Source organism: Flavobacterium lacisediminis, from assembly GCF_025909975.1.
GTDB classification, from domain to species: Bacteria; Bacteroidota; Bacteroidia; order Flavobacteriales; family Flavobacteriaceae; genus Flavobacterium; species Flavobacterium lacisediminis.
In genome coordinates this window covers 159844-183271 of record NZ_JAPCIO010000005.1, presented here as the reverse complement: position 1 = coordinate 183271, position 23428 = coordinate 159844, and the positions used below count along the sequence as shown (strand labels likewise).

The following is a 23428-nucleotide window of genomic DNA, read 5'->3' as shown; positions in this document are numbered from 1 at the left end:
AAGTTAGGTTTTAATGTTCGTGTCCGTGAGCAGGCAAAGCACCTGATGCACTAGATAATTTTATTTGATAACCACCTTTGGTAACTACTCTTTCGTTTTCAACTATTCCTGATAGAACTTGTACATTTAAACCATCACTTGCACCAAGTTTCACTTCTCTTTTTTGGAAACTTTCGCCACCAGTTTGCACATACACATAGAAAATTCCTTGTTCTTCAATTAAAGCCGAAACCGGAACTACTAAAGCATCTGCAATAGTTGAAGATTTAAGATAAATTTCAATAATCGAACCTGAAATTAATTGCCCTTCATTGTTGATTTCAAAAGTTACTGGAATAAATGGTGTGGAAGCCGAAGCACTTTTCCCATAAGAAACAATTCTACCATTTAAAGCCGTTGTATTGTAAACCACATCACTTTGAGGCGTTTTAAAATTAGCCGATGTAATGCTTGATAATCTACTAAAGTAGTTTTGAGAAACATTAGCTTGAACTAATAATCTTTTGTTTTTTGAAATAGTGGCTAACGGAGTTCCTGAAGCTACAAATTGTCCTTCTGTAACTAAAATATTTTTAACAAAACCCGACATTGGAGCTAACACATTCTGACCTTTACCACTGTAATTTTTAGAAACGGTGTTGTAGGCAGTTTGTGCATTTTCAAATTGTAGCTTCACTTGTTGATGGTCTTTCTCCGAAACAATTTTATCAGCGACCAATAATTTAGAACGCTCATAATCGGCTTTAGCTTTTAAGTAAATAGCTTTAGCATCTTTCACAGAAGCATCAATATTGCTTTCTGTCATATCAGCTCCCGTAATGGTAAAAAGTGAGTTGCCTGAATTTACAGCTGAACCCACAATAGTGTTTTTACCTGAAAAAACAACTACACCACTGGCTTTAGCAGTAACAATCATTTCGTCTCCAGGAGCAGAAAGAATTTGACCACTAGTTTTAATGACATCATTAAATGTTTGTTTTTTAATCGCTTGATTAGCAAATTCCACTTTCCAAGCTTGCTCTTTTAGATAAGAGACATCTGTACTTTCTGAATGAGGCGCTTGTTTGGCTAAAGCTGTTTTTTCATCAGGATAGACCACCACATTTTCTATGGTAATTTTATCTGTAAAATCTTTGGTTACTATGTCAAAAATTAATGTTCCTGTTCCTGCTGTTTTCGGATTTAATGCCAAACGAAATATACCAGGTGAACTAGGAGCATCAACAGAATTTTTAATGCCTTTATCTCCAACAAGTAAACTAACAGTAATTTTAGCATCTGTCAAAGCTTTAAAATTTTCACCCAAAATGGTAAAGTGAGCTGCAAACTTTGAAGTTTCACCTACTATCAAAGGTTTAAATTCAACAAATAGTTCTGAATTTTCAGTATAAAGAGTGTATGCTAATGGTTCTAGTGCAGAACTTTCTCTAGCTTCTTCTTTGTTGTTGCAACTTGTAAATCCTATTAAGAATAAATTAAGTAGCAGTATTTTATGTATTATTTTCATATATGTATATTATTTGAATGATGCCCATAACTCCAAAATTATAGGCATCAAAAATTAATTAATGGTCGTGTTTTTCACCATTTTCGTGTTGATGATCGTGCGCTTCTTCTGTTGCAACACTATCTTTACCAACGGTAAATTCTTCTTGAGAAACTGAATCCGTTTCGTGATTTGCATGCTCTTCACCATCAGCGTGTTGGTGTGTTCCATCTGTGTGATCATGTCCGTGTTCTTCGGTTTTGTTACCGTTACAAGCTGTAAATAAAAATGCTACAGCAGTCATTGAAAACAATACTTTTTTCATTGATTTAGTTTTTAGTAATTAGTATATATGAAAATAACTTAATGCCCAGAATAGGCAATAAGTGTCCTGTAATTCAAATAATGAATAGTTTAGCTAAAAAGTGTGGGCGGACCACGAAATTGTAAGGAGTGTAAATGGGGTGAAATAAAAATGAGTGGTTCTTTATTCCGAACGACTTCTTTTTTATTGTGAATAGTAAAGTTTAGATTCCAATTTGAAGGTATTTCAAATACCAATACTTCATTTGAAACCTTTTTAATAATTTTAGTTACTTCCTCTACATGAGAGTTCGAAAAAGTATCTGAGTGGTGATTAAAATGGGAGAAAATATGAGATAAACTGTCGTCATCATTATGTTCTTCTTCATGATGATGGTGATGATGTTTTTCTCCATGGTGATGATGGTGTTTTTCTGCATGTGTATGCGGAAAAAGGCTATGTCCTAATTGTAGCGAACAAGCTAAAAAAAGAAAGTAAATATAGATTTGCTTTTTTATCATCTTTACAAAAGTATGGAAAAAATCAAAACATAGTGTTAATTTTAAAAAGTCTAATCTAACTCTTTTTAATCTATTTATATAATCCTTTATTTTTGGTAAAATGTTTTGATGACAATCGGATATTCTTCTACTGAGTTCAAGATAAACTATGGACTGGTGGGTGAAACTACTTCAGCGAAGCGTTCCTATTTAAAACAAAGAAACCAAGAAAGCCTTTTGCTTACTATCTAGCCCCGATGGGAGTGATACCATGTTTAACGGACAGCGGGAATATGGAAACCAAGAATGCCCGAGCCTTTCGCTTCTAGTTCAAAATTACTTTATAAGATTTAGTTTTATTCTCTAACTGTAGTGTAATAAAGTAGATACCTTTTGAATTGCCTGATAAATCTATTGTATTTGTTGTAGTATTTATTGTTATTAATTGACCTAGAGTGTTGTAAATAGAGTAATTATATGTCTTGTTTTCAGTATTATTGATATAGATATAGTCCTTAGTGATTGTTGGGTAAATTAGGTTGTTTGATAGTGTATAATCATCTGAAGATAATACACCCCAAGTGTCTGTTGCTTGTGGTCCATTCCAAATTATTGTTGCTAGATATGGGTTGTCTATAAAAGGATTTCTGTTGCCTTGTATTGTGTTAAGAATATTGTTTCGGTTCATTTCATATTGTGAAACTGGATCTTGAGCATTCCAATCTAAAAACACGTTTGGCATATCCCCATAATTGGAATATGATGTACTACCTACACCAACATTGTTTGGTAAACATTGTGATGGATATCTAACATACATGTACATAATCATTCTTGCTACATCGCCTTTCCATTCATTACCTGGGTACCAATTCCCTGCTAGTGTAATGTATGACATATTAATCCCACTACCCTCTTCAAATTTTCTATTACTTCTTGAATTGTTTCTATCACTATCAATAGAACGCAAGTGATGTGCATCGGCACCTGCGAATTCAAAACCAAGATTAGGTGTACCTAATGAACGAGGGTAAACATGTTCTCTTACCCATAAACCACTACAAGAAGATGTATGACAAGAAGAAGTTTGAGCTCTGGAATAATCGTTTGTAATATCTGCATCAGTATCATTCCAACCGTAAACTAAAAGCACATTGTTTGTGTTACTTGGGTTTAAATCGGTTTGATATAATGCATCCCAAGTATCTGTAACGCCTGTTGCTGTATAGGGAAGGTTTGTAGTATGTGTGTTTGTTATAAGCGTAGTCAATTGGTTTTTTAAATAATCACCTTCTTGACTAAAATCAATTGAAGAGTAATATGCTGGAATTTGGGCATAGAATAAAGTTGGGACTAATAGAAAGAGTAATTTTTTTAGCATATTATTTTTTGTTTCATTCAAATCTAGTGAAATTAAATAAAGAAAGCAATGAATTTTTAAAACATCAGAACTAATTATTTTTCTCTAAAATAATGTTTATAGCGAATGTGGAAATTGTTTTAATAATACGTTATATCTTCAAACTTTAATGACCAAAATAACACTAAAATAACAAAACAACACATTCAACAGCTGATTTACAGAAGGATAATGAAATTAGCCAATGAAACATACAGTTTTTATAACATTTTTTTACAATTTACTAATATCTATTTTGAAATTTTTTCGAGTTGACATTTTGTCAATTTCAATGTAAACTTTCAAAAGCCAATCTTCTGGATAATTATTTAGAAATTTTGGCTCGCCTGAATATAAAGATTGTAGTATAGGAACCTTCATTAATTCTGCAACCTTCTTTGTGTTTACTGAAAATGTTAAATCAGGATTTATTCCAATTGATTTTAATGGATTTTTTACAAGGAACTTTTTTAAAGTAATGTAATTATACTTTTCGATAATTTTATCCATCTCTAAATTCCAAGCACTTACAGCTACAAAATATTCTTTTTGAACAATTTCAAAATTTAATCTAACCTTTTTTAAGTACACTTTCTGTTCTTTTGTAGGAACTTCTTGTTTTTTGTAAATTAATTTTATTTCTTGTTTGACTTGTGAAAACAAGTTTTCATTTTTTTCCAAAATGTTATTTTTTTCTATTATGCTTGGAATTAACTGAAATAATTCTGTAATTCTAATTTTATCGTTTTCTTCTATTTGATATTTTTTTACATTCATTGGAAGTAATTAAGTTGAAACATAACTATTAAATATCTTAAAATATTTACAACTTTTTAATAATTTAGTAAATTCTTGTTGTATATGACTTTGATAACTTTTCTTCTTTCATTTTCTATTGTCTGCCTATGAATTGATTGACGAATAGTTAGGTAGCGTATGGAATGTTGATTTGTACTAATTACCACGCGATGGGAATCACTCAGTATCGGGGGTGTTCTATTCATCAATATTTGTAACCTCAATTATTTCCCAAACATCTGTATCTATTTTATTTAATAAATTATTAAATCTGTCTTTATGAATTGCAATACAAAGTAAATCCGAAGGTCGTGAAAAGCCTACATATGCCATTTTTATTGAACTTTTATGATGCACTCTATTGTCATTGAAACTATTACCCAAGAATTGAGGAGTTAATCTTTCAGATTCGTAATTGCTGTGGTAGTATGATTCCAAATACAATGTTGCACAATGTGTTTGACCTTTAACTGAGTGAACACTTGTGATTTCAATTTCTAGCCCGTCTACTTTATAATAATTGGTGTTTTCCAATACTTCTTCATTGACGATAGGCATTCCTACTGGGTCATTATTGATGAAAGTTAAACTAGCTGAAAGAGCATTTTCAGAAAAGATAGCAAAGAAATTAATCGTGTATGCTTTTATCTCGTTCCAAACATCATATGTCTTTCCTTTGATTATACCGATTGACCAATTGTACAAATTTAAATTAAACTCATCTAATTTTTGAAATTCCTTTTCTCTGATAAAATCAATCAATTTTTTTTTTGTATAAGGTCGTTGGTCTAATGTATTAATGTTTTCTAAACGTAATATTTTCAGGAAAGCACTTAATATATTTTTGCGCAAAGGTTCTAATGTCTTTTTGTTCTTATCGTAATATAGCAAATAATCTTTCAGGCAATCATAATCTTGTTTAGGTTTGTTTTTTTCTTTTTTAAAACCTTTATGATAATCTTCTAATCTTAGTTTTACTTCATCTTGTCGGCTGGCAAAATCATCTTTCCAGTCTGTATTCCAACAAATAACTTTAACCGATTTGTCGGGATTGGTTAAGATGCCATTTTCTTTGTAAGTTTTAACTATTTGGGCAAAAAAAGGAATGACATTAGTAATATTTTTATTTTCAAAGACCAATATATGAGGCTTTAGAACACACTCATTGAGACCGACAATATCAAAATCCGCATCACTATGTAAAGCAAATTTTTTCACAATATCTGCGATTGGCTTACTAAGTCGTTGGCTACCGCTTAATCTTAATACATCTAATCTATCAATCCAAACATCTGTTGCTTTGACTGAATTATATATTGCCTGATTTTTATCACCAATTCGTTGAATTACTGAAATGCTATTACCTTCATTATAAAATATTTTTTCCAATAAATTATATTGGTGGGTGTCCATATCCTGCATTTCATCAACAAAGACAAAAGGGAAGCGTTTTTGTAAGATTTGTTTAATCGCTGGTATCTTGTGAAGATAGAGTTCACCAAAATGGTATGCGTAATCGTATGACATTATACCTTTCTTGAGCACCTCAACGATTATTGTTTTTAAACCGATAAATTTTTTATTTGTTTTGTCTCTCAATAAAACATCGCCATTAATGTTTTTTATTTCTTTAGTTATAAAATCAAAATACAGGCCTCGAACTTCATTTTCTATAAGTTTTTTGCAAATTTCTTTTTTAAGATTATTGTTATTATTTGCTTCTGAAGTAGCTCTATTGATGTGTCTTTGATAAAACCATTTTGTAGGTTGGTCATAATCTTCATTCCAAGCTATGATATTAAAAAGCTTTACTAGCTCCTCTTGGTATCTTTCCGTATCAATCCAATTCAACTTCTTTCTAAAACCAAGATTGTATATTGGAATGGCCAAAAATTCATCAACGAAGCTCTGTATAGTGCCAACAAAATTTGGATATAAAAAAAGTTTTGGACTATGCTTCTGTATCTTTTCTTTTATCTCATCAATGGCTGCGTTAGTATGAGATAAAACCAAAATACCTGAACCATCTGAAAAAGGAAGTTTTCTTTCCAAAATAACCAATTTTGCAAGTAGAGCAGTTGTTTTTCCGCTACCAGGAACCGCTTGTAAATCTATGTTGTTTAAGTTGCGAATAAAGTTTTTTCGTTCATCATCAAACTCTTTTCCTAAGGGAAGTAGAAGCTTTTCGGCATAGCGAATATCTTCATCCGATATATTAATTTCCTGCGGCATATTTAATTGCTTTTATAAGGTAATTTATACTATCGGCATCATCATCTACGGCAATCTGAATTGTTCGAAATGGTTTAATTAAATCTTCATCAATAGCGTTTGCAATTTGATAAGCAATTTCTGTTTTTTTAAGACTTTTTTTAATTAACTTTTTGGCAAGTGCTTTTTCAAAGTCGGTATTCCAGTCTGTTCCTGTATGGACTGTTTTAGCTGCATTTTGAAAGACCGCTGTTAAACTTGTTGATTTGAATAATGAATATTCCAACGTCCATTTTGAGGCAGCAAAATATTTTACAATTTGTTCCGCCTTTCCATTTATATTCGCTATTTTTTGCTGTTCTTCCTGTTGAACAGTATTTGCGTCTCTTTTTAAATAATCGTCTCCGATCTTCTCATAATCTCTTACGTCAGAATCTGTAACAATAGCAACAGGAATTTTCATAAAGGGCTCTTCATTTCTTAGATATATCTTCGCATAATGGTCAAACCCTGTATGACCAATGTTTACAATCGATACACCTTTTTCAGTAAGATTGATTCCAATTGCCTTAGCAATGCTTGGAATAAGGATTTCTTCCGCCCATCCTTCAACTAAAATTACACCCTTTGCAAAAAATAGGTTTGCTTTGGTTGTGTCAAGAAATTTTTCTAAGAATTTATAATTGTCTGAACCTAATTTAGTGAATGTATTTCCCATTGGAAAACAATATCCATTATTGCTGATAATTAAATTTTCAAGTTTTAGTTTAGAAGCTAAATTGGGGCTGTGTGTTGTAAGAATAAGTTGGATTGTATCCTGCTTTTCAAAAGCCTCAATTACCTGCATTTGTGCTTGTGGGTGTAAATGGGCTTCTAATTCTTCCACTAATCCTAAGCGTAAACCACTCCAATTTGATTTATTCAAATGAAGCAACTCAGCAGCCATAAACAATCTGTTCAATGTGCCTAATCCTGGATTCGGTTCGTCTTTCAAGAATAAAGTTAATTTTTCAAGTATGCTCTTTATATCGTTTGATGTGGCGTTAAATTCTGTTTCATAGTTATTGCCATAGAAACCTTTAATATATCCGTCTATTTTATCTTTAATTTGTTTTCCTTCAAGTGGCCTAATTGTTTGTTCTTCTCCTGCTTCATTGGTTAAAGTGGTTTCAAACTCACCTTTAAAATACTTTTTTAATTCTTCACTAAGGCTCTCAAATATCTTTACAAGTTCGTGTTCTTTCTCTTTTCCTTTAAAAGCTGTATCGCCTAAGAGAATTTGTGATAATCTTGAATTACGTTTGGCAACTAATTCATTTTCCGCATCTCTTAAAGGTTTTAAATATGTTGCCTTCAGATATTCTTTAGCTTCTGCTGTAAGAAGATAACCATCTTCATCAATGCCCGCCTTTACATCTGCTGGCAATATTTTTTCATCTTGTTGTCTTACATCATAATTTATTTTAAGAAAAGGTTTTGCATCTTCTCCTGTACCTTTCCACCCTAGCCATTCTGTAAAGTTTTTAGCTTCGTTAGGAGTTAAATTCTCAAAAATTAGTTCAATCCTGAAACGACTTGCATCCTTGAAAAAGTCTTTGTTTTCAACTCTTATATAATCATAACTATGAGTTTTGAGAACAAGTTTTACCGCATCAATAATTGCAGTTTTCCCTGAATCGTTTTCCCCAATAATCACATTCAACCCTTTGTTAAGGTTTAAATCCAAATTTGGTTTTTCAAGGTCTATTTCACTATCAGAACCAAATTTCCTATAGTTCCAAAGTTTAATGTTTGATATATGCATTTTACTTGTTTTCTAAAATTATTTCGTCTGTAGACATCTCTTTACACTTGCAATAAACGACAGACTGAGAAAAAACCTCACAATCTTATTAACAAATATAGTGAAATAGTTGTATTTTTACTTAAGCATCTCATCAGATTTGGCTATTGCACAAAGCCCTATTTTAGGCAAAACCATCACTTTACAACGCTTGAAGAAAAGAGGTTTTTTATCCTTAACCGAATTACATTTACAATTTAACCCAACTCTTTACTAACTGCCGAGTACGTGACACGTACGCACGGTATTGTGAGAGGTGCACGCCGTCAGTTAATGGCTTCGCCGTCTACTCGATTAGTTGATGGGTTTTTTCCCCGTTTTTCTTAAATTTGTTATATTTCCCTTTGAAAAAGTATAAGTTGAGCTATAGAATAAATCAAAAAGGATGTTAACACAGTATCGTTTTTCAATTGAAGCTTTAATATTGTCAGTTTGTTTATTAGACTTTCCGGATATCATTAAACTTGGTGCGATATGAATTGGAATGTGTTCAATTCCATTGTCAATCATGTATTCTTTTTTTAACTCATTTAAAACTCCAATGAAATTAAACAATAATTCTGGAAAAGGATTAAATTGTTTAACCTCACAAAATGTCATTAAATCATTATTATTTACAAAAGAAAAAGTGGTATTTGTATCATAATAACTTTTAGTATATTGTATTCTATCCTTTTTAATAACTGCAATATCTGGAGATGTAAAAATATTTTTATCGTGAGAAGATTGTACTGCAAGATTGTGGTGAATTTCAAAAGTAATCTTTTCAGATCCAGAATCAAAAGTTGCTTCAAAGTGTGAAAAATTTGATTGAATACCAGATGGAGAACATTTATATTTATACCTTCTACCAGCTTGTAAATTTGTAGCCTCCAATTCATAACCATTTAATTCATAAAATCTTACAATGTAATTGAAGCAACTCATTTCAAAATAATCACTTGTTCGTTTTGCTTGATTAACAACTGTAGTTTTATATTTATTTGCAAAAGTTCTAATTTCCTTTTCAAATTCAATCCAATCTTTAAAAGGGGATATCTTCTTCGTTATTTTTGTTTCCTTCTCGCTTTTCTTTATTGCCATTTTGAAGTTCAGATTTCAATGTTATTATTTTCTTTAGAAATTCTCTTGTTTCGTGATACTCCATAACTATTGGTGGAATGGAAAATCTTTCAAGTAAGTGATTAAAATTAATTACTACTGCAAGTATTTTATTTTTTTCTTCAAAAGTTAAGTCATAGCTTCCAATTCTTATAGTGTCAGTTTTCCCTTTTTTAGTTACCGTTCCGTAGAATTTGACTGCTCCGTCTAAATTAGTTATTACTCTTCTATGAAAAATAGATAATGACAATAAAAGTTCAATTGTTCTTGAACTATCTCTTAGTGATTTATATGTTTTATAATTCTCTATTAAATAGTTTGTTTCTTTAAGCCTACTTTGATACTCATTATAGATTTGGTTAGCTAAATTATACGGAAGTTGATATGTTAAGATATTTATTATTGGAGTGTCTTTTGTCATAGTTAATTGTGGTTAGATTATCGAGTCGCAACAACCTTGCAACTAACTTTTTATATCATTAAATATATACATTTTTTTTAAATTTTGATTGTTATAATATCGTCTAATCTTGTTGTGTATGATTTTGATAATTTTTCTTGTTTCATTTTCCATTGTCTCCCAAGGGATTGATTGGCGAACTTGATTTTGTTTTTGCCATAAGCTCTATTAAGTTTATCAACTACTGACATTAGGGGTTGGTGTTTTGGATTTGAGGTGTTGAATAGTGATAATTGGGTTTGGTCGTTTGGGGTTAAGCCCATGACTATTACGCCTGCTTTTTTGTAATTGTAGCCTTCTTTGAATATTGCTTTTAATCCAATTTGAGCATACTTGTTTAACTCGATTGTGGAGTTTGTTGGGAAATCGGTATTGATTACTATATTTCTTGAGTATTGAGGTTGGTCCTTTCTGAAATAGTTGGTGTGAAGAAAAACCATAATCATGTTGCAATGGCTGTTTTGTCTTCTTAGTTTTTCGGAACAGGAAGTTGTGAACGTTGCTATACGTTCTGAAATATCTTCCAATTTTGTCATTGGTTTTTCAAATGATCTTGTTGTAGCAATCATTTTTTTACTTTTTGGAGTTTCTAAATCCAATGTTGGTTTTCCTTCTAATTCATGTTTTAATCTCAATCCTACAACTGCCATTTCTTTTCTAACCCAATCATCGTGTAATTGTGTGAATTGATATGCATTAAAAACATTAACTGCTTGTAAGCGTTTTGCATGTTTTCGTCCAATACCCCAAACGTCTTCAATTTTAGTCCATTTAAGGGCTTTTATTCTCTTTTCTTCAGTATCTATCACATAGACACTTTTAGTTCGTTCAGGGAACTTCTTTGCTATTTTATTGGCTACTTTAGCTAGTGCTTTGGTTGGTGCAAATCCTACACTTATGGGAATTCCTGTATTTTTAGTTACAGTCTTTTGAATTTTTATTCCGTATTCTTCCAGGTTAAAGAATTCAAATCCTTCAAATTTTAAGAAAGCTTCATCAATACTATATACTTCAATATCGGGTGTAAAAGTTGAAAGTATGTTCATTACTCTGCTGCTCATGTCACCATACAGTGCATAGTTTGAAGAATAGACAAATACATTATTGTCTTCGAATAGTTTTTTGAATTCGAATGCAGGAGCACCCATTGGAATACCTAATGCTTTAGCTTCGTTAGAACGCGCAATAACACAACCATCATTATTGGAAAGTATTACTACTGGTTTTCCAATTAAATGTGGTTCAAATACTCTTTGGCAAGAGGCGTAAAAGTTGTTGCAGTCTACTAAGGCAAACATTTTTAAACAGTGTTCAGTGTTCAGTTATTAGTGTTCAGTTTTTGGAAATAATTTCCAAGTATTCTTCAATTAATTTAAAGTTAGTAATATCGGAATTTTCTATTTTGAGCGTTTTTCTATCTCCAGTACTAATATCCCAAAGTATAAGATAACTATCTCGACCATCCCAAAACATTTCTAATTCTTTCGTTTTGATATACCACGATTTATAAGCCTCAAATGTGTAATTTGAATCTTTTACATCCTGAACAAAAAAGAGAAAAATATCGTAAATAAGCTTTGAAAATGTGTTGTAATTTGCAGCTTCTATTTTGATAATATCCTCAATAAATTTATAATCTTCGTTATTAGCTGTGTTTGATTTTATTCTTTCTAAATGATTGATAATTAAATTAAATCTATCCATAACTAACTAAAATGTTTTAATGCTATGGATTACTATTCCCCAAATCATTAGTTCGTTTTCTTCTGTTACTTTTATGGGTTTGTAGTCTTCATTTTCAGCTATTAACCAAACTACTCCATTTTCTTTTTTGATTCTTTTTACTGTAAAATCTCCATCTATTTGACAAATCGCTATTTTTCCATCTTGCGGTTCTAAGCTTTTATCAATGATTAGTAAATCGCCATCGAAAATACCTGCGTTTTTCATGGAATCCCCTTTTACTTTGGCGAAAAAAGTACTGTCTTTATGTTTTATTAATTCTCTATTTAAGTCTATTGTTAATTCGATAAAGTCATCTGCAGGAGAAGGGAAACCGGCACTAATACCTACATCAACATATGGTAGTTCTAATTCTGTTGAATAATCAGGTGCGTAAAACTCGAAAACTTCGGTTGTATGTAAACTTTTTAATTTCATAGTTCTACAAAATTAAGTAAGTATTGTAATAGAAAATAATAATGTTGTAAAAATAGTTATTAACGAAATGAAGCAAACGGCAGCATTGATGCTAGGAATACTTGGATACCGATTGTTTTCGGTACAGGCATAGGAGCGATTTTTGTGCATATGAATGAGGTAATGAATATATACAAAAAAAAGATGCTTACTTAAATTAGTAAACATCTTTTTATAACTATATAATTAACTTTAAAACTTCATCCTTTGTATTCTAACCGCATTTAAAATAGCTAATAACGCCACACCGACATCTGCAAAAACGGCTTCCCACATAGTAGCTAAACCACCTGCGCCGAGAACTAAAACAATTGCCTTAACACTAAAAGCCAAAATTATATTTTGCCAAACAATTTTCTTGGTTTGTTTACCGATGTTTATTGCAATTGGAATTTTACTTGGTTTATCATCTTGAATAACTACATCGGCAGTTTCAATTGTGGCATCGCTACCCAAACCACCCATTGCAATACCAACATTACTTAAAGCAACTACTGGTGCATCATTCACACCATCACCAACAAAAGCTACGGTTTCGTTTTTAGCAATGATTTCTTTTACTTTGTTTACCTTGTCTTCAGGAAGTAAATCACCGAAAGCGTTTGTAATTCCAAGTTTTTGAGCTACAAATTGAACTACAGTATTTTTATCACCACTTAACATTGTGGTTTTTATACCTAAAGCTTTTAATTTATCGATTGTAATTTGTGCATCTTCTTTTATACTATCAGCAATAGTTAGATAGCCAACAAATTTTTTATCGTAAGCTACAGCAATCAATGTGTAAACGATACTTGTTGGGTCAATATCATAAGCTATAGAAAATTTATCCATTAGTTTGAAATTACCCACTAATAATTCTTTACTATTTACATAGGCTTTTAATCCGTGTCCTGATATTTCTTCTACATCTTTTAGTGTTATAGTACTATCAATATTTCCAACAAATTGATGAATGGCAGTTGCTACAGGGTGTGTACTTTGACTTTCTAAAGCATTTACCAATTGTAAGATTTCATCTTTGTTGAAATCGGAATTAAAAATAACTTCTTGCACTTTAAAAACTCCTTCCGTCATTGTACCTGTTTTATCCATTACAACATTTTGAACCGAAGCCATAACATCAAGGAAGTTACTTCCTTTGAAAAGAATTCCGTTTTTAGAAGCTGCTCCAATTCCACCAAAATATCCTAAAGGAATACTTATAACTAATGCACAAGGACATGAAATAACTAAGAAAACTAAAGCTCGATACAACCAATCTCTAAACTGGTAATTTTCTACAAATAACATCGGTACAACACATATTGCGATAGCTAAAGCAACTACAATTGGTGTATATATTTTGGCAAACTTTCTGATAAATAATTCGGTTGGTGCTTTTTTGGCAGTAGCATCTTGCACCATTTCGAGAATTTTTGACAATTTACTATCGGTGTAAGCAACAGTCACTTTTACTTGACAAACCGAATTTAAGTTTATCATTCCTGCTAAAACAGTTTCGCCTTTTGCTTTTGTGTCTGGTTTACTTTCTCCTGTTAATGCAGCCGTATTGAAAGAAGCAGTATCTGAAAGTAATTCGCCATCTAATCCTAATTTTTCACCTGCTTTTAATTGAATAATATCTCCAATCTTTGCATTTGATGCTTTGATTGTTTTAGCAACATTATTTTCGAGAATAGTTACTTCGTCTGGTCGTTGGTCGAGTAAGGTTTTGATATTGGCTTTAGCTCTTTTTACGGCTAATGCTTGAAAGATTTCGCCAATGGCATAAAATAACATTACTGCTACACCTTCGGGAAATTCGGCAATTGCAAAAGCACCAATTGTAGCAATACTCATTAATAGAAATTCTGAAAAAATATCGCCCTTTTTGATGCTTTCAAATGCATCTTTTATAACAGGAAAACCAACTGGAATGTACGCTAAAATATACCAACCTATTCTAATATAACCTGTAAACCAAGATGGGGTAAAATAGTTATCCAATCCAATGGCAAACATCAATAACACCAAGCTCATAATTGCTGGCAAAAACATTTGAAACGTAGATTTTTCTTGGTTAGAATGGTCGTGGTCGTGACCATCACCATCAGAATGATGTTCACTATCATTATTAATCTTATCTTCTAATGAACAACAAATTTGTTTTCCATCTTTGTCATAAATGTGTTTATGTTCCATACTATATAAATTAAGCGTTCAACTTTAAAATTTCTTGAATATCCTCTGGTATTTCCATTGTTTTTAAAGGTGGTACATTCGCACCACCTGTATTACCTAATGGAATATGACCAACAAATGATTTTACACCACCGACCAATAATCTTGGTATTTGACCAATAACTTCTTTTGAACTTTTTATCTTAATGCCAAATTGTAACATTTTCCAATGAACAGATGTGTGTTCACAAGGATATTTTTGTGCTATAATATGTGCTCGTTCTAAATGACACCAAGCATTTTGCAAATTATCTTGCTGTAAATTATCCTTAAATATTTCTAACTCTTTTTGATAAAAAGGAATTAGTTTATTTGGCATTTTAATAGTAAAGTTCATATTTATGCTTTACAACAACCATCTAAACTTTCATAAGCTTCTGGATTAGCTTTTACATCATCTGCATCATAACCTAACTTAGAAATACCATCTTTAATGGCTTGTAAAGTAGTTTTCTTTGAATTGTAATAAATGGTAAAAGTCATTGCTTTATCATCTAATTCGTACATCTTAACACCTTTAATTTTAAGCATTTCAGTTTTGAATTTTTGTCCACAGGTTTCACATTCTTTACAATGGTCGCAATGTAAAAATGTTTTTATTACTACTTTTTGAGTAGTTTTTTGTGCCGATACAAAATTTGAAAAGAAAAATAATGATACAGCTAACACAAATGTTTTTAATATTGGATTTTTACTCATAATTTTTATTGTTTTTTGGTTTTCGTGAATCATCGATTTCATAATTAACTTATTAGACTAATGATTATGTCCTTCGTGGCTCTCTTTTGAATGATCGTGTCCTTCGTGATTTTCTTTTGAATGGTCGTGACCTTCGTGATTATCAGCTTTGGCTTCAATTAATTCCATTTTGCAAACAGGACAGTTTCCTTTTTTATCGTACGTTTTACCTTTTTCACAATCCATTGGACATTCGTAAGCTAATTTTTGAGCTTCTCCTTCTTTGTGATTATGTCCTTCGTGTCCAGTTGTAGCTTCTGTATTTTCTTTTTTGTTACAAGAAACTGTACTAAATGTTGCAATAGCAAAAGCTATTATTAAAATTGATTTCTTCATTTTTTATGTTTATTAGAGTTAAATTAATTATTAATGTGCGTGACCGCCACCGCCTTCACTTTTCAGTAAATGACTTTGAATGTAGTATGCTCCTTTTAAGACAATTTTTGCGTTTGGTTCAATTTTTTGAAGTAAGGTAACTTGTGTATATCCTAATTGTGAAGTTCCTGTTTTTACTTCAATACGTTGGAAGTGGAATGTTTTTCCTTCTACTTCTTCGTGCTTGTCTCCATCTTCGTGATTATGTCCGTCTTTTTCATCGTGAGCTACTTCTTCTTTATGACCTTCTTCTAAAACAAAAACAAATTCTCTACCATCTGCTTTTATAATTGCTTCCGATGGTAAAGCTTTAACTGTATTTGCTCCTGCATCGATAAGTGCATTTACATACATTCCTGGTATTAATTTTTGTTGAAAGTTTGAAATATCAGCGTGTACGGCTACCGATTTTGTTTCGTTTTCGAATGATTTACCAACACTAAATATTTTTCCATTAATTTCTGTATTACCTTGATTAGTTAGGATAAAACGAACATTTTGACCTTGTTTTACTTTGAATAAATCTTTTTCGTACACTAATAAATCTACGTGTAATTTAGAATTATCGACTATATTCATTAAGGGTTTACCTGCTTCTACATTACTACCAATTTTAATATAAATTTCTGTAATATTTCCTGAAATTGGAGCAACAACTGGAACAGTTGCCGTAGTGTTTCCATTACCACTAATGTGTAAAGTATTCAATTGCTTTTGTAATGAATTAAACCTTGCTCTTTCAATTTCATAATCTGATTTAGTTTTTTGAAAAACTTTTTTAGAATTTACTTCTTCATCACTTAATGTTTTTTGTCTTTCAAATTCTAATTTTAGAAACTCTAAATTACTTTTTGAAGTTAGATAAGCTTCTTGAATTTTAGTAAATTCAGGACTTTCAATTGTAGCAATAGTTTGCCCTTTACTTACTCTTTGTCCCTCGATTACATTTATTGTTTTTACAATTCCTGTAGTAAAAACAGATACATCCGCTTGATTTTGTGGTGGTAACTTCGTATAGCCGTTAGCCTTAATTACTTCGCTTAAATTTTTATCTGAAAAAGTACCTAATGTTATACTTGATGCTTTAAACTGAGCTTCATTTAATTCAACTTCTTTAATTGTTGTTGGTTCTTTTTCTTCAGAATGGCTTTCTTCTGTATGAGCTTCACCATCTGTATGTACGTGTCCATCGCCTTCCGTATGACGCAAAGAAAAATATAAAATAATAGCAAGGATTATTGCTCCTACTATTGATGCATATATTATATTCGATTTTTTCATTTTACTTTTTATTATTGATTGATACTGTATTGAATTGTAATTATAGTTTGATTGTAATTATAAATCGCTTCGCTATAATTTAATTGAATTTGACTTGCTGTTTCTAAACTTTGAACATATTCTACATAAGAAATATCACCATTTTGATACCCTTTTGTAGCGTTTTTAATTATTAAATTAGCGTTTGGCATCGCTGTATTTTTATAATAATCTATTAAAGAAGCATACGTGACTAATTGCTCAGATTGTTGTTCTAAATGGCTTTTAAATTGCTGATTTATATAATCGGCATTTTTCTGTTCTCGTTCAATATTTGTTTTTGCAGATTTTGCTCTAGCGATACTACTTCCTGCAAATATTGGAACAGACAAACCAACTACAACACCTTGAAATTGAGGTGTGCTATTATAATATGTTGGTGTTCCGCTTACATCTTGAATACCTGTTATAGATTGCAAAAAATAACCTATTGAAAAATCTGGAGACAATGCTGATTTTTCTACTTTATGATTGGCTTTTGCAATTTTAACTTGTTGATCTGCTAATTGAACAATTGGGTTTTGTTTTACCATTGAACTATCAACTTTCGCCATAGCGGGATACGGCACAAATGAAGTGTCCGTTGCGATAAATTCTGTTTTTAAATCTAAAATTGCTTTTAGTTTTGATTTTTCAATGGCGATTTGTGTTTTATTTTGCTTTATTTTTTGCTCTAATTCTTGTTGTTTCGCCAATGCAATTGTTTTTTCTAAAGCATTTGTTTCACCTGTTTGAAATTTCAGATTGGCTGACTTTACAAATTTTTGCATCACAGCATATTGCTTTTCTAAAACTGCATTTTGTTTTTCATAAAACAACAATGTATTCCAAGATTGTCTAATAGAATAAGTTATTTCTTGTTTTGCAACTCCTAATTTAGTTGCACTTGCATTACTATACTCTTTAAGTAAACTTCTTTTAGCACTTATTTGAAATGGATTAAAACTTTGACTAATACCAAAATTTTTATCTTGAGCTTGTGAGTTTATTTGTCCAAATGTTCCTGACAATTCCGTTTTAGGAAGCTCAAATGCTGTTTTTTGCAACTGTGTTTGCATTTTTACTTCTAATTCTGAAGCTTGAATACTTTGATTGTTTTTCAAACCCATTTCAAGTGCTTGTTTTAAATCAAGCTTTTGAGTTTCTTGTGCATTTGCTCCAAATATCCCAAACAAAAAGGTAATTACTAAAGCCGAATTATTCATAGTTTTTCTTTTAATTTTTATGCCTTTCTCAAAATATAAATACAGAATTGGAAGGACAATTAAAGTAAGTAAAGTAGCTGTTATTAATCCACCTATAACAACAGTTGCTAATGGTTTTTGAACTTCAGCACCAGCACTACTACTAATTGCCATTGGTAAAAATCCAAGTGAAGCAACGGCAGCAGTTAATATAACAGGTCTTAATCTTACTTTAGTACCTTCTTTTATTCTGTCATACACATTGTCCATACCTTGTTTTTTAAGTTCATTAAAATATCCAATTAAAACAATACCATTCAGTACAGCTACACCGAAAAGAGCAATAAATCCAACACCTGCCGAAATACTAAATGGCATATCTCGTAACCAAAGGGCAATAATACCGCCAATTGCAGATAATGGAATAGCAGTAAATATTAATAGAGATTGTTTGATTGATTTAAAAGTAAAATAAAGCAATACTAAAATTAAACCTAATGCTACTGGAACGGCAACAGAAAGTCGTTTGTTAGCCTCGATAAGATTTTCAAATTGACCTCCATAAGTAGTGTAATATCCTTCAGGCAATTTAAGTTTTTCGTCTAATTTAGCTTGAATCGTTTCTACAACTGTTTTCACATCTGCACCACGTACATTAAAACCTACTACGATTCTACGTTTTCCATTTTCACGAGAAATTTGCATTGGACCATCTTCATATTTTACATCGGCAATTTGTTCTAACGGAATTTGATTGCCTGATGGTAATGTTACAAATAACGCCTTTAAGTTTTCAATATCTTTTCGGCTATCATTTGCTAAACGCACTACTAAATCGAAACGTTTTTCTCCTTCATAGACAACACCTGCTGTTTCACCTGCAAATCCCATACGAACTACTTTATTCAAGTCGCCAATTTTTAATCCGTAAAGTGCTAATTTGTCTTTGTTATATCGAATAGTTATTTGTGGCAATCCAGCAACTCGTTCAGCTTTCACATCAGACACACCTTCAATGCCATTGATTAGCTGAACTACTTCTTCACCCTTGCTCACTAACATATCAATATCTTCACCAAAAATCTTAACTGCTACATCACTTCTTACACCTGTCATTAACTCATTAAAACGCATTTGAATAGGTTGAGAAAACTCAGTAAATGCACCTGGAATATCAGACAAAGCATGTTCCATTTTTTCCATTAATTCTTCTTTGGTTTCAGCTGAAGTCCATTCACTTTTATCTTTCAAAAGAATAATCATATCTCCAGCTTCAATAGGCATTGGGTCAGTAGGAATTTCAGCCGAACCAATTTTAGTAACTATCATTTTAATTTCAGGAAATTTGGCTCTTAAAATTTGTTCTGCTTTTGTGGTTGCATCAACTTCTTGTGATAAAGAACTACCCGAAGCTATAATCAAATGCGTTGCAATATCACCTTCATCAAGTGTAGGAATGAACTCGCCACCTAGCGTATTAAATAAGATTAATGAACTTATAAATAATGTAATAGCTACACCGATAACAGCAGCTTTAACTCGTAATGCTTTTTCTAAAATAGGTGTATAGAAGTTGTAAATAGCATCAATTATTTTATCACTAAAATTCTTTTTATGCCCTGTTTCTTTTTTTAATGCCAAAGCAGACATCATTGGCACATAAGTTAATGACAATATAAATGCACCTAATATGGCAAATGATACTGTTTGTGCCATTGGTCCAAACATTTTTCCTTCGATTCCTACTAAGGCTAAAATTGGCAGATATACGATCAAAATTATTATTTCACCGAAAGCGGCACTACTTCTAATCTTCGCAGATGCTTTATACACTTCATCATTCATTTCTTGAGTGGTGAGTTTACCTTTTTTACTGACTTGGAGTCGATGTATAATAGCTTCAACAATGATAACAGCACCATCTACAATTAACCCAAAGTCAATTGCGCCTAAACTCATTAAATTTCCACTTACTCCGAAAAGTTTCATCATTGAAATGGCAAATAATAAAGCTAATGGAATAACTGAAGCCACAACTAAACCTGCTCTCCAATTACCAAGAAGTAATACTAAAATGAAAATTACAATTAATGCTCCTTCAATAAGATTGGTTTGAACTGTACTAATAGCTTTATCTACTAAAACTGTTCTGTCCATAAACGCCTCAATTTCTACTCCTTCAGGAAGTGATTTTTTGATTTGTTCCATTTTCTCTTTGACAGTTTTAACAACTTCGCCACTATTTTCGCCTTTAAGCATCATTACCATTCCTGATACTTCTTCGCCTTTTCCATCTTTTGTGACAGCTCCATATCTGATACTACTACCTATTTGTACCTTTGCAACATCACTAATAAGAATAGGTATACCATTTTGATTTTTTACAACAATTTTATTAATATCTTCAATACCATTAACCATACCCACACCACGAATGAAATAAGCATAAGGTTTTTTGTCTATATATGCACCACCAGTATTTTCATTGTTATTTTCTAACGCATCGAAAATTTCGGTAATTGTAGTATTCATACTTTTCAGCTTATCTGGCTGAACAGCAATTTCATATTGTTTAAGATTTCCACCAAGGGTATTCACTTCAGCAACTCCTTTTGTACCAATCAATTGGGGTTTTATAATCCAATCTTGAATAGTTCTTAAATCCGATGCATTGTATTTTTCTTCATACCCTTTTTTTGGAAATACAACATATTGGTATATTTCACCCAATCCTGTACTAACTGGAGCCATTTCAGGTGTACCAACTCCTTTTGGTATGGTATTTTCGGCTTCTTTTATTCGTTCTGTAATTTGTGCTCTTGCCCAATAAATATCTACTTCTTCTTTAAATACTACAGTTACAACACTTAATCCAAAACGACTTATTGAACGAAGTTCAACAATATCAGGAATTGATTTAACAGATTGCTCTATTGGATAGGTAATAAATTGCTCTACTTCTTGGGTTGCTAAAGTAGGTGAACTCGTAATTATTTGTACTTGATTGTTTGTAATATCTGGTAACGCATCAATTGGTAAAGTATATAATGAATAACTACCAACGATAACTAATACTAGTGTAAAAAGTCCAATAATAAATTTATTATTGATACTAAAATGAATGATTTTATCTAACATTTTTATTGTATAATGAATTAATAAACAGAGAACTGTTTTTCTTTTTAAAGTTGCTAAAAGACACAACTTATTAACCCGAAATTACTCGGGCTTCATTACACTAACTGTGGTGGTTGCCAAATGCTTCCGTAGAAATTTGAAAACGAAGTTGACTTATAAAAAGAAATAGAAGTTTTTATTTCTTGAAATCGAACTAAGAATTGAAAAGATTGAACTTCAAAAAAAGTTAATGTTTGTTGACCACAACAATTGCAAACACAAAAGGGAGAACATAAATCTGTTTCTTCATCGTGCGAATGATTGTGTTGTGAGTGAGCTTGTGAATGCGATGAAATAGTAGTAACATCATTATGCTCATCTGCACAAGGATAGGCAGTAAGCATAATTATATATATTGATAATATGATGTTTAAGATTTTCATCGTTGTAAAAGTAGTATATTTTTACAAAAAATAAAAATAATTACAAATTGAGCTATTATTTTAAAAATAAGTTGATATCCCAAAATTGAATCCATCTGTTATAGATGGTGGATTCGAAAGTATATCTCGTTGTTTTAGTAATCTATAATTTAAACGAATAACTGTTTGACTATTTGGTCTAAAACGTATAGCAGAAACCACACTCCATAAATCTTCACCTATATTACCACCTGTTTCGTTAAATTTACCCACATTCCAATCTACATATTCTAATCTACAAGCCACATTTAATGTTGCCTTTTCCCAACCTAACATTGTACGATTTAAAATTGGCTGAACGATATCTATAAAACCACCTTGTTGTTTACTTCCAAACTGTTGTGAATATGTACTAGGTACATCAACATTTATCCAAGCAAATTCAGTAGTAATAAAAGTTTTTGTATTTGGAAGTGTCGTATTGAAATCGATTGCAAAAATATTTACACTTCGCTTTTCATCTATAATAATGCCATCTTCTTGAAACTTATTGTAAACACCTCCCATATAAGACAAACCAATTTCGCCAATTTTACTATTTCTTACGGCTATTTTTCCTGTAAATAATGGTATTCCGCTATTAATTTCTTCGAATCTATCTGGATTATCTTTAGCTGCTGGTAAATAGGTTTTATTTTGAGTGTTTTCTATTATTGAATTATCAAAACTTCCTGAAAAATAAGCCTCATATCCATACATCCAATTTTTATGGTATTTTTTACCGTATAAACCTGCCCCAACATTACTAAAAGTGCCTGGTAACATCTGAGTTGCTGGAATTGGTCTGTCTGTAAATTCCCATTTTGGGCCATCGTGATTTTGATTAAATGCCCCGATTGGATTAACAATAATTCCTGCTCTAAAATTTGCCAAAGGATGAAACTCAACATCAACAGAAGCGAATTCGATTGCAATTTCATTGCCACCTTCTTCAAATTCTAACTCACTTAAAAACTTTACTCGTTTACCTATTGATGAAGACATAAATATAGATAATCTTCTAGCTTGAAACTGATGTCCTTCTGAAACACCATCGGTAGTAAGATGTTGCCAATTGGTTTCTACATAACCTCCAATAGCAATTGGTGTTTTATTAATATTTAAAGTTGGACGATTATATATAGCATCCATATTTAATACTTTGGTTGTATCTTTTGATACTCTTTTTAATAGGCTAGGATCTATTTGTGCATTGATTGTATTACTTATTAAAAAAAAACATAAAATTATATAGGAAATTGAGATTCTCATTTTAATGAAACTTTTAAAATATTATTTTCTATTCGTACTGGAAATTTTCTTAAATCTGTGCTTGCAGGACCGCTTTCAACTATTCCTTTATTGCTAAATTCACTACCATGAGCTGCACATTGAAGTTTATCTCCAAAAACTTGAAGTTCTGCTCCTTGATGTGTACATTCCATTAACAATGCCATATACTCTGTTTCATTGAATCGATAAATACAAATAGGAAATTGTAATATTTCATTCTGAGCGATAATGTATTTTTTATATTCTATTTTTCCATTTGAATTAATTTCAAAATCAGTAATTGGAACTAAAAGATCTGAACCTTTTATTTCTTTTGACAAGACTTGTGCTGAGGAACAGCTTTCTAATAAAGAAATACCTGCAATAGTTGCTAAACAACCAAAACCGCATGTTTTAAGAAAATCTTTTCTATTCAT

General features: G+C 31.4%; 21 protein-coding genes. All 21 read right to left on the bottom strand.

What is annotated here, in order from left to right; translation table 11 throughout:
- Positions 1-10: 10 nt before the first annotated feature.
- Complete coding sequence (locus tag OJ995_RS09080) at positions 11-1507, bottom strand: efflux RND transporter periplasmic adaptor subunit (RefSeq protein ID WP_264369122.1); 1497 nt, start codon at positions 1505-1507, stop codon at positions 11-13.
- Between the two features lie 58 nt (positions 1508-1565).
- Positions 1566-1811 (bottom strand): hypothetical protein, encoded by a 246-nt coding sequence (locus tag OJ995_RS09075; protein ID WP_264369121.1) that lies wholly within the window; start codon positions 1809-1811, stop codon positions 1566-1568.
- 89 nt (positions 1812-1900) lie between these two features.
- Positions 1901-2311, bottom strand: a complete 411-nt coding sequence (locus tag OJ995_RS09070) for a hypothetical protein (protein WP_264369120.1) — start codon at positions 2309-2311, stop codon at positions 1901-1903.
- A 304-nt stretch (positions 2312-2615) separates the two neighbouring features.
- Positions 2616-3671, bottom strand: a complete 1056-nt coding sequence (locus OJ995_RS09065; RefSeq protein WP_264369119.1) for an endonuclease — start codon at positions 3669-3671, stop codon at positions 2616-2618.
- A gap of 252 nt (positions 3672-3923) precedes the next feature.
- On the bottom strand, positions 3924-4466 hold the full coding sequence (locus OJ995_RS09060) for a hypothetical protein (protein WP_264369118.1): 543 nt from the start codon (positions 4464-4466) through the stop codon (positions 3924-3926).
- A 219-nt stretch (positions 4467-4685) separates the two neighbouring features.
- Positions 4686-6719 (bottom strand): UvrD-helicase domain-containing protein, encoded by a 2034-nt coding sequence (locus OJ995_RS09055; RefSeq protein ID WP_264369117.1) that lies wholly within the window; start codon positions 6717-6719, stop codon positions 4686-4688.
- Positions 6703-8502 carry an ATP-dependent nuclease gene (locus tag OJ995_RS09050; RefSeq protein WP_264369116.1) on the bottom strand — a complete coding sequence of 600 codons (1800 nt, stop codon included), beginning with the start codon at positions 8500-8502 and terminating at the stop codon, positions 6703-6705. The genes OJ995_RS09055 and OJ995_RS09050 overlap by 17 nt, the downstream gene beginning before the upstream one ends.
- 333 nt (positions 8503-8835) lie before the next feature.
- Positions 8836-9624 carry a hypothetical protein gene (locus tag OJ995_RS09045; protein ID WP_264369115.1) on the bottom strand — a complete coding sequence of 263 codons (789 nt, stop codon included), beginning with the start codon at positions 9622-9624 and terminating at the stop codon, positions 8836-8838.
- Positions 9566-10063, bottom strand: a complete 498-nt coding sequence (locus OJ995_RS09040) for a hypothetical protein (protein WP_264369114.1) — start codon at positions 10061-10063, stop codon at positions 9566-9568. The genes OJ995_RS09045 and OJ995_RS09040 overlap by 59 nt, the downstream gene beginning before the upstream one ends.
- A 77-nt stretch (positions 10064-10140) precedes the next feature.
- Positions 10141-11400, bottom strand: a complete 1260-nt coding sequence (locus OJ995_RS09035; protein WP_264369113.1) for a Y-family DNA polymerase — start codon at positions 11398-11400, stop codon at positions 10141-10143.
- Between the two features lie 34 nt (positions 11401-11434).
- Positions 11435-11806, bottom strand: coding sequence for a hypothetical protein (locus OJ995_RS09030; protein WP_264369112.1), 372 nt, complete (start codon positions 11804-11806; stop codon positions 11435-11437).
- Positions 11807-11812: 6 nt separating this feature from the next.
- Positions 11813-12262 (bottom strand): LexA family protein, encoded by a 450-nt coding sequence (locus OJ995_RS09025; RefSeq protein ID WP_264369111.1) that lies wholly within the window; start codon positions 12260-12262, stop codon positions 11813-11815.
- Positions 12263-12493: 231 nt separating this feature from the next.
- Positions 12494-14485 (bottom strand): heavy metal translocating P-type ATPase, encoded by a 1992-nt coding sequence (locus OJ995_RS09020; RefSeq protein WP_264369110.1) that lies wholly within the window; start codon positions 14483-14485, stop codon positions 12494-12496.
- Between the two features lie 10 nt (positions 14486-14495).
- The gene (locus OJ995_RS09015) at positions 14496-14843 is read right to left on the bottom strand and encodes a DUF3703 domain-containing protein (RefSeq protein WP_432419326.1); all 348 of its coding nucleotides are present in this window, start codon (positions 14841-14843) and stop codon (positions 14496-14498) included.
- A gap of 20 nt (positions 14844-14863) precedes the next feature.
- Complete coding sequence (locus tag OJ995_RS09010) at positions 14864-15223, bottom strand: heavy-metal-associated domain-containing protein (RefSeq protein WP_264369108.1); 360 nt, start codon at positions 15221-15223, stop codon at positions 14864-14866.
- 57 nt (positions 15224-15280) lie between these two features.
- A complete protein-coding gene (locus tag OJ995_RS09005; protein WP_264369107.1) occupies positions 15281-15598 on the bottom strand; it encodes a heavy metal-binding domain-containing protein in 318 nt (105 codons plus the stop codon).
- Positions 15599-15628: 30 nt separating this feature from the next.
- On the bottom strand, positions 15629-16918 hold the full coding sequence (locus tag OJ995_RS09000; RefSeq protein ID WP_264369105.1) for an efflux RND transporter periplasmic adaptor subunit: 1290 nt from the start codon (positions 16916-16918) through the stop codon (positions 15629-15631).
- An 11-nt stretch (positions 16919-16929) separates the two neighbouring features.
- Positions 16930-21279, bottom strand: a complete 4350-nt coding sequence (locus OJ995_RS08995; RefSeq protein WP_264369104.1) for a CusA/CzcA family heavy metal efflux RND transporter — start codon at positions 21277-21279, stop codon at positions 16930-16932.
- A gap of 95 nt (positions 21280-21374) precedes the next feature.
- Positions 21375-21662, bottom strand: coding sequence for a hypothetical protein (locus OJ995_RS08990; RefSeq protein ID WP_231841451.1), 288 nt, complete (start codon positions 21660-21662; stop codon positions 21375-21377).
- Positions 21663-21761: 99 nt separating this feature from the next.
- Positions 21762-22871: a hypothetical protein gene (locus OJ995_RS08985; protein ID WP_264369103.1), complete on the bottom strand. Its 1110-nt coding sequence runs from the start codon at positions 22869-22871 to the stop codon at positions 21762-21764.
- A gap of 116 nt (positions 22872-22987) precedes the next feature.
- Positions 22988-23428, bottom strand: a complete 441-nt coding sequence (locus OJ995_RS08980) for a QcrA and Rieske domain-containing protein (protein ID WP_231834648.1) — start codon at positions 23426-23428, stop codon at positions 22988-22990.

What these genes read in the sequence shown, in the direction of transcription:
- OJ995_RS09000 (WP_264369105.1), bottom strand. Translation starts at nt 16,918, where the DNA reads ATGAAAAAATCGAATATAATATATGCATCAATAGTAGGAGCAATAATC.
- OJ995_RS09005 (WP_264369107.1), bottom strand. Translation starts at nt 15,598, where the DNA reads ATGAAGAAATCAATTTTAATAATAGCTTTTGCTATTGCAACATTTAGT.
- OJ995_RS08985 (WP_264369103.1), bottom strand. Translation starts at nt 22,871, where the DNA reads ATGGATGCTATATATAATCGTCCAACTTTAAATATTAATAAAACACCA.
- OJ995_RS09050 (WP_264369116.1), bottom strand. Translation starts at nt 8,502, where the DNA reads ATGCATATATCAAACATTAAACTTTGGAACTATAGGAAATTTGGTTCT.
- OJ995_RS08980 (WP_231834648.1), bottom strand. Translation starts at nt 23,428, where the DNA reads ATGAATAGAAAAGATTTTCTTAAAACATGCGGTTTTGGTTGTTTAGCA.
- OJ995_RS09055 (WP_264369117.1), bottom strand. Translation starts at nt 6,719, where the DNA reads ATGCCGCAGGAAATTAATATATCGGATGAAGATATTCGCTATGCCGAA.
- OJ995_RS09045 (WP_264369115.1), bottom strand. Translation starts at nt 9,624, where the DNA reads ATGGCAATAAAGAAAAGCGAGAAGGAAACAAAAATAACGAAGAAGATA.
- OJ995_RS09065 (WP_264369119.1), bottom strand. Translation starts at nt 3,671, where the DNA reads ATGCTAAAAAAATTACTCTTTCTATTAGTCCCAACTTTATTCTATGCC.
- OJ995_RS09060 (WP_264369118.1), bottom strand. Translation starts at nt 4,466, where the DNA reads ATGAATGTAAAAAAATATCAAATAGAAGAAAACGATAAAATTAGAATT.
- OJ995_RS09040 (WP_264369114.1), bottom strand. Translation starts at nt 10,063, where the DNA reads ATGACAAAAGACACTCCAATAATAAATATCTTAACATATCAACTTCCG.
- OJ995_RS08990 (WP_231841451.1), bottom strand. Translation starts at nt 21,662, where the DNA reads ATGCTTACTGCCTATCCTTGTGCAGATGAGCATAATGATGTTACTACT.
- OJ995_RS09035 (WP_264369113.1), bottom strand. Translation starts at nt 11,400, where the DNA reads ATGTTTGCCTTAGTAGACTGCAACAACTTTTACGCCTCTTGCCAAAGA.
- OJ995_RS09080 (WP_264369122.1), bottom strand. Translation starts at nt 1,507, where the DNA reads ATGAAAATAATACATAAAATACTGCTACTTAATTTATTCTTAATAGGA.
- OJ995_RS09015 (WP_432419326.1), bottom strand. Translation starts at nt 14,843, where the DNA reads ATGCCAAATAAACTAATTCCTTTTTATCAAAAAGAGTTAGAAATATTT.
- OJ995_RS09025 (WP_264369111.1), bottom strand. Translation starts at nt 12,262, where the DNA reads ATGAAATTAAAAAGTTTACATACAACCGAAGTTTTCGAGTTTTACGCA.
- OJ995_RS09020 (WP_264369110.1), bottom strand. Translation starts at nt 14,485, where the DNA reads ATGGAACATAAACACATTTATGACAAAGATGGAAAACAAATTTGTTGT.
- OJ995_RS08995 (WP_264369104.1), bottom strand. Translation starts at nt 21,279, where the DNA reads ATGTTAGATAAAATCATTCATTTTAGTATCAATAATAAATTTATTATT.
- OJ995_RS09075 (WP_264369121.1), bottom strand. Translation starts at nt 1,811, where the DNA reads ATGAAAAAAGTATTGTTTTCAATGACTGCTGTAGCATTTTTATTTACA.
- OJ995_RS09010 (WP_264369108.1), bottom strand. Translation starts at nt 15,223, where the DNA reads ATGAGTAAAAATCCAATATTAAAAACATTTGTGTTAGCTGTATCATTA.
- OJ995_RS09070 (WP_264369120.1), bottom strand. Translation starts at nt 2,311, where the DNA reads ATGATAAAAAAGCAAATCTATATTTACTTTCTTTTTTTAGCTTGTTCG.
- OJ995_RS09030 (WP_264369112.1), bottom strand. Translation starts at nt 11,806, where the DNA reads ATGGATAGATTTAATTTAATTATCAATCATTTAGAAAGAATAAAATCA.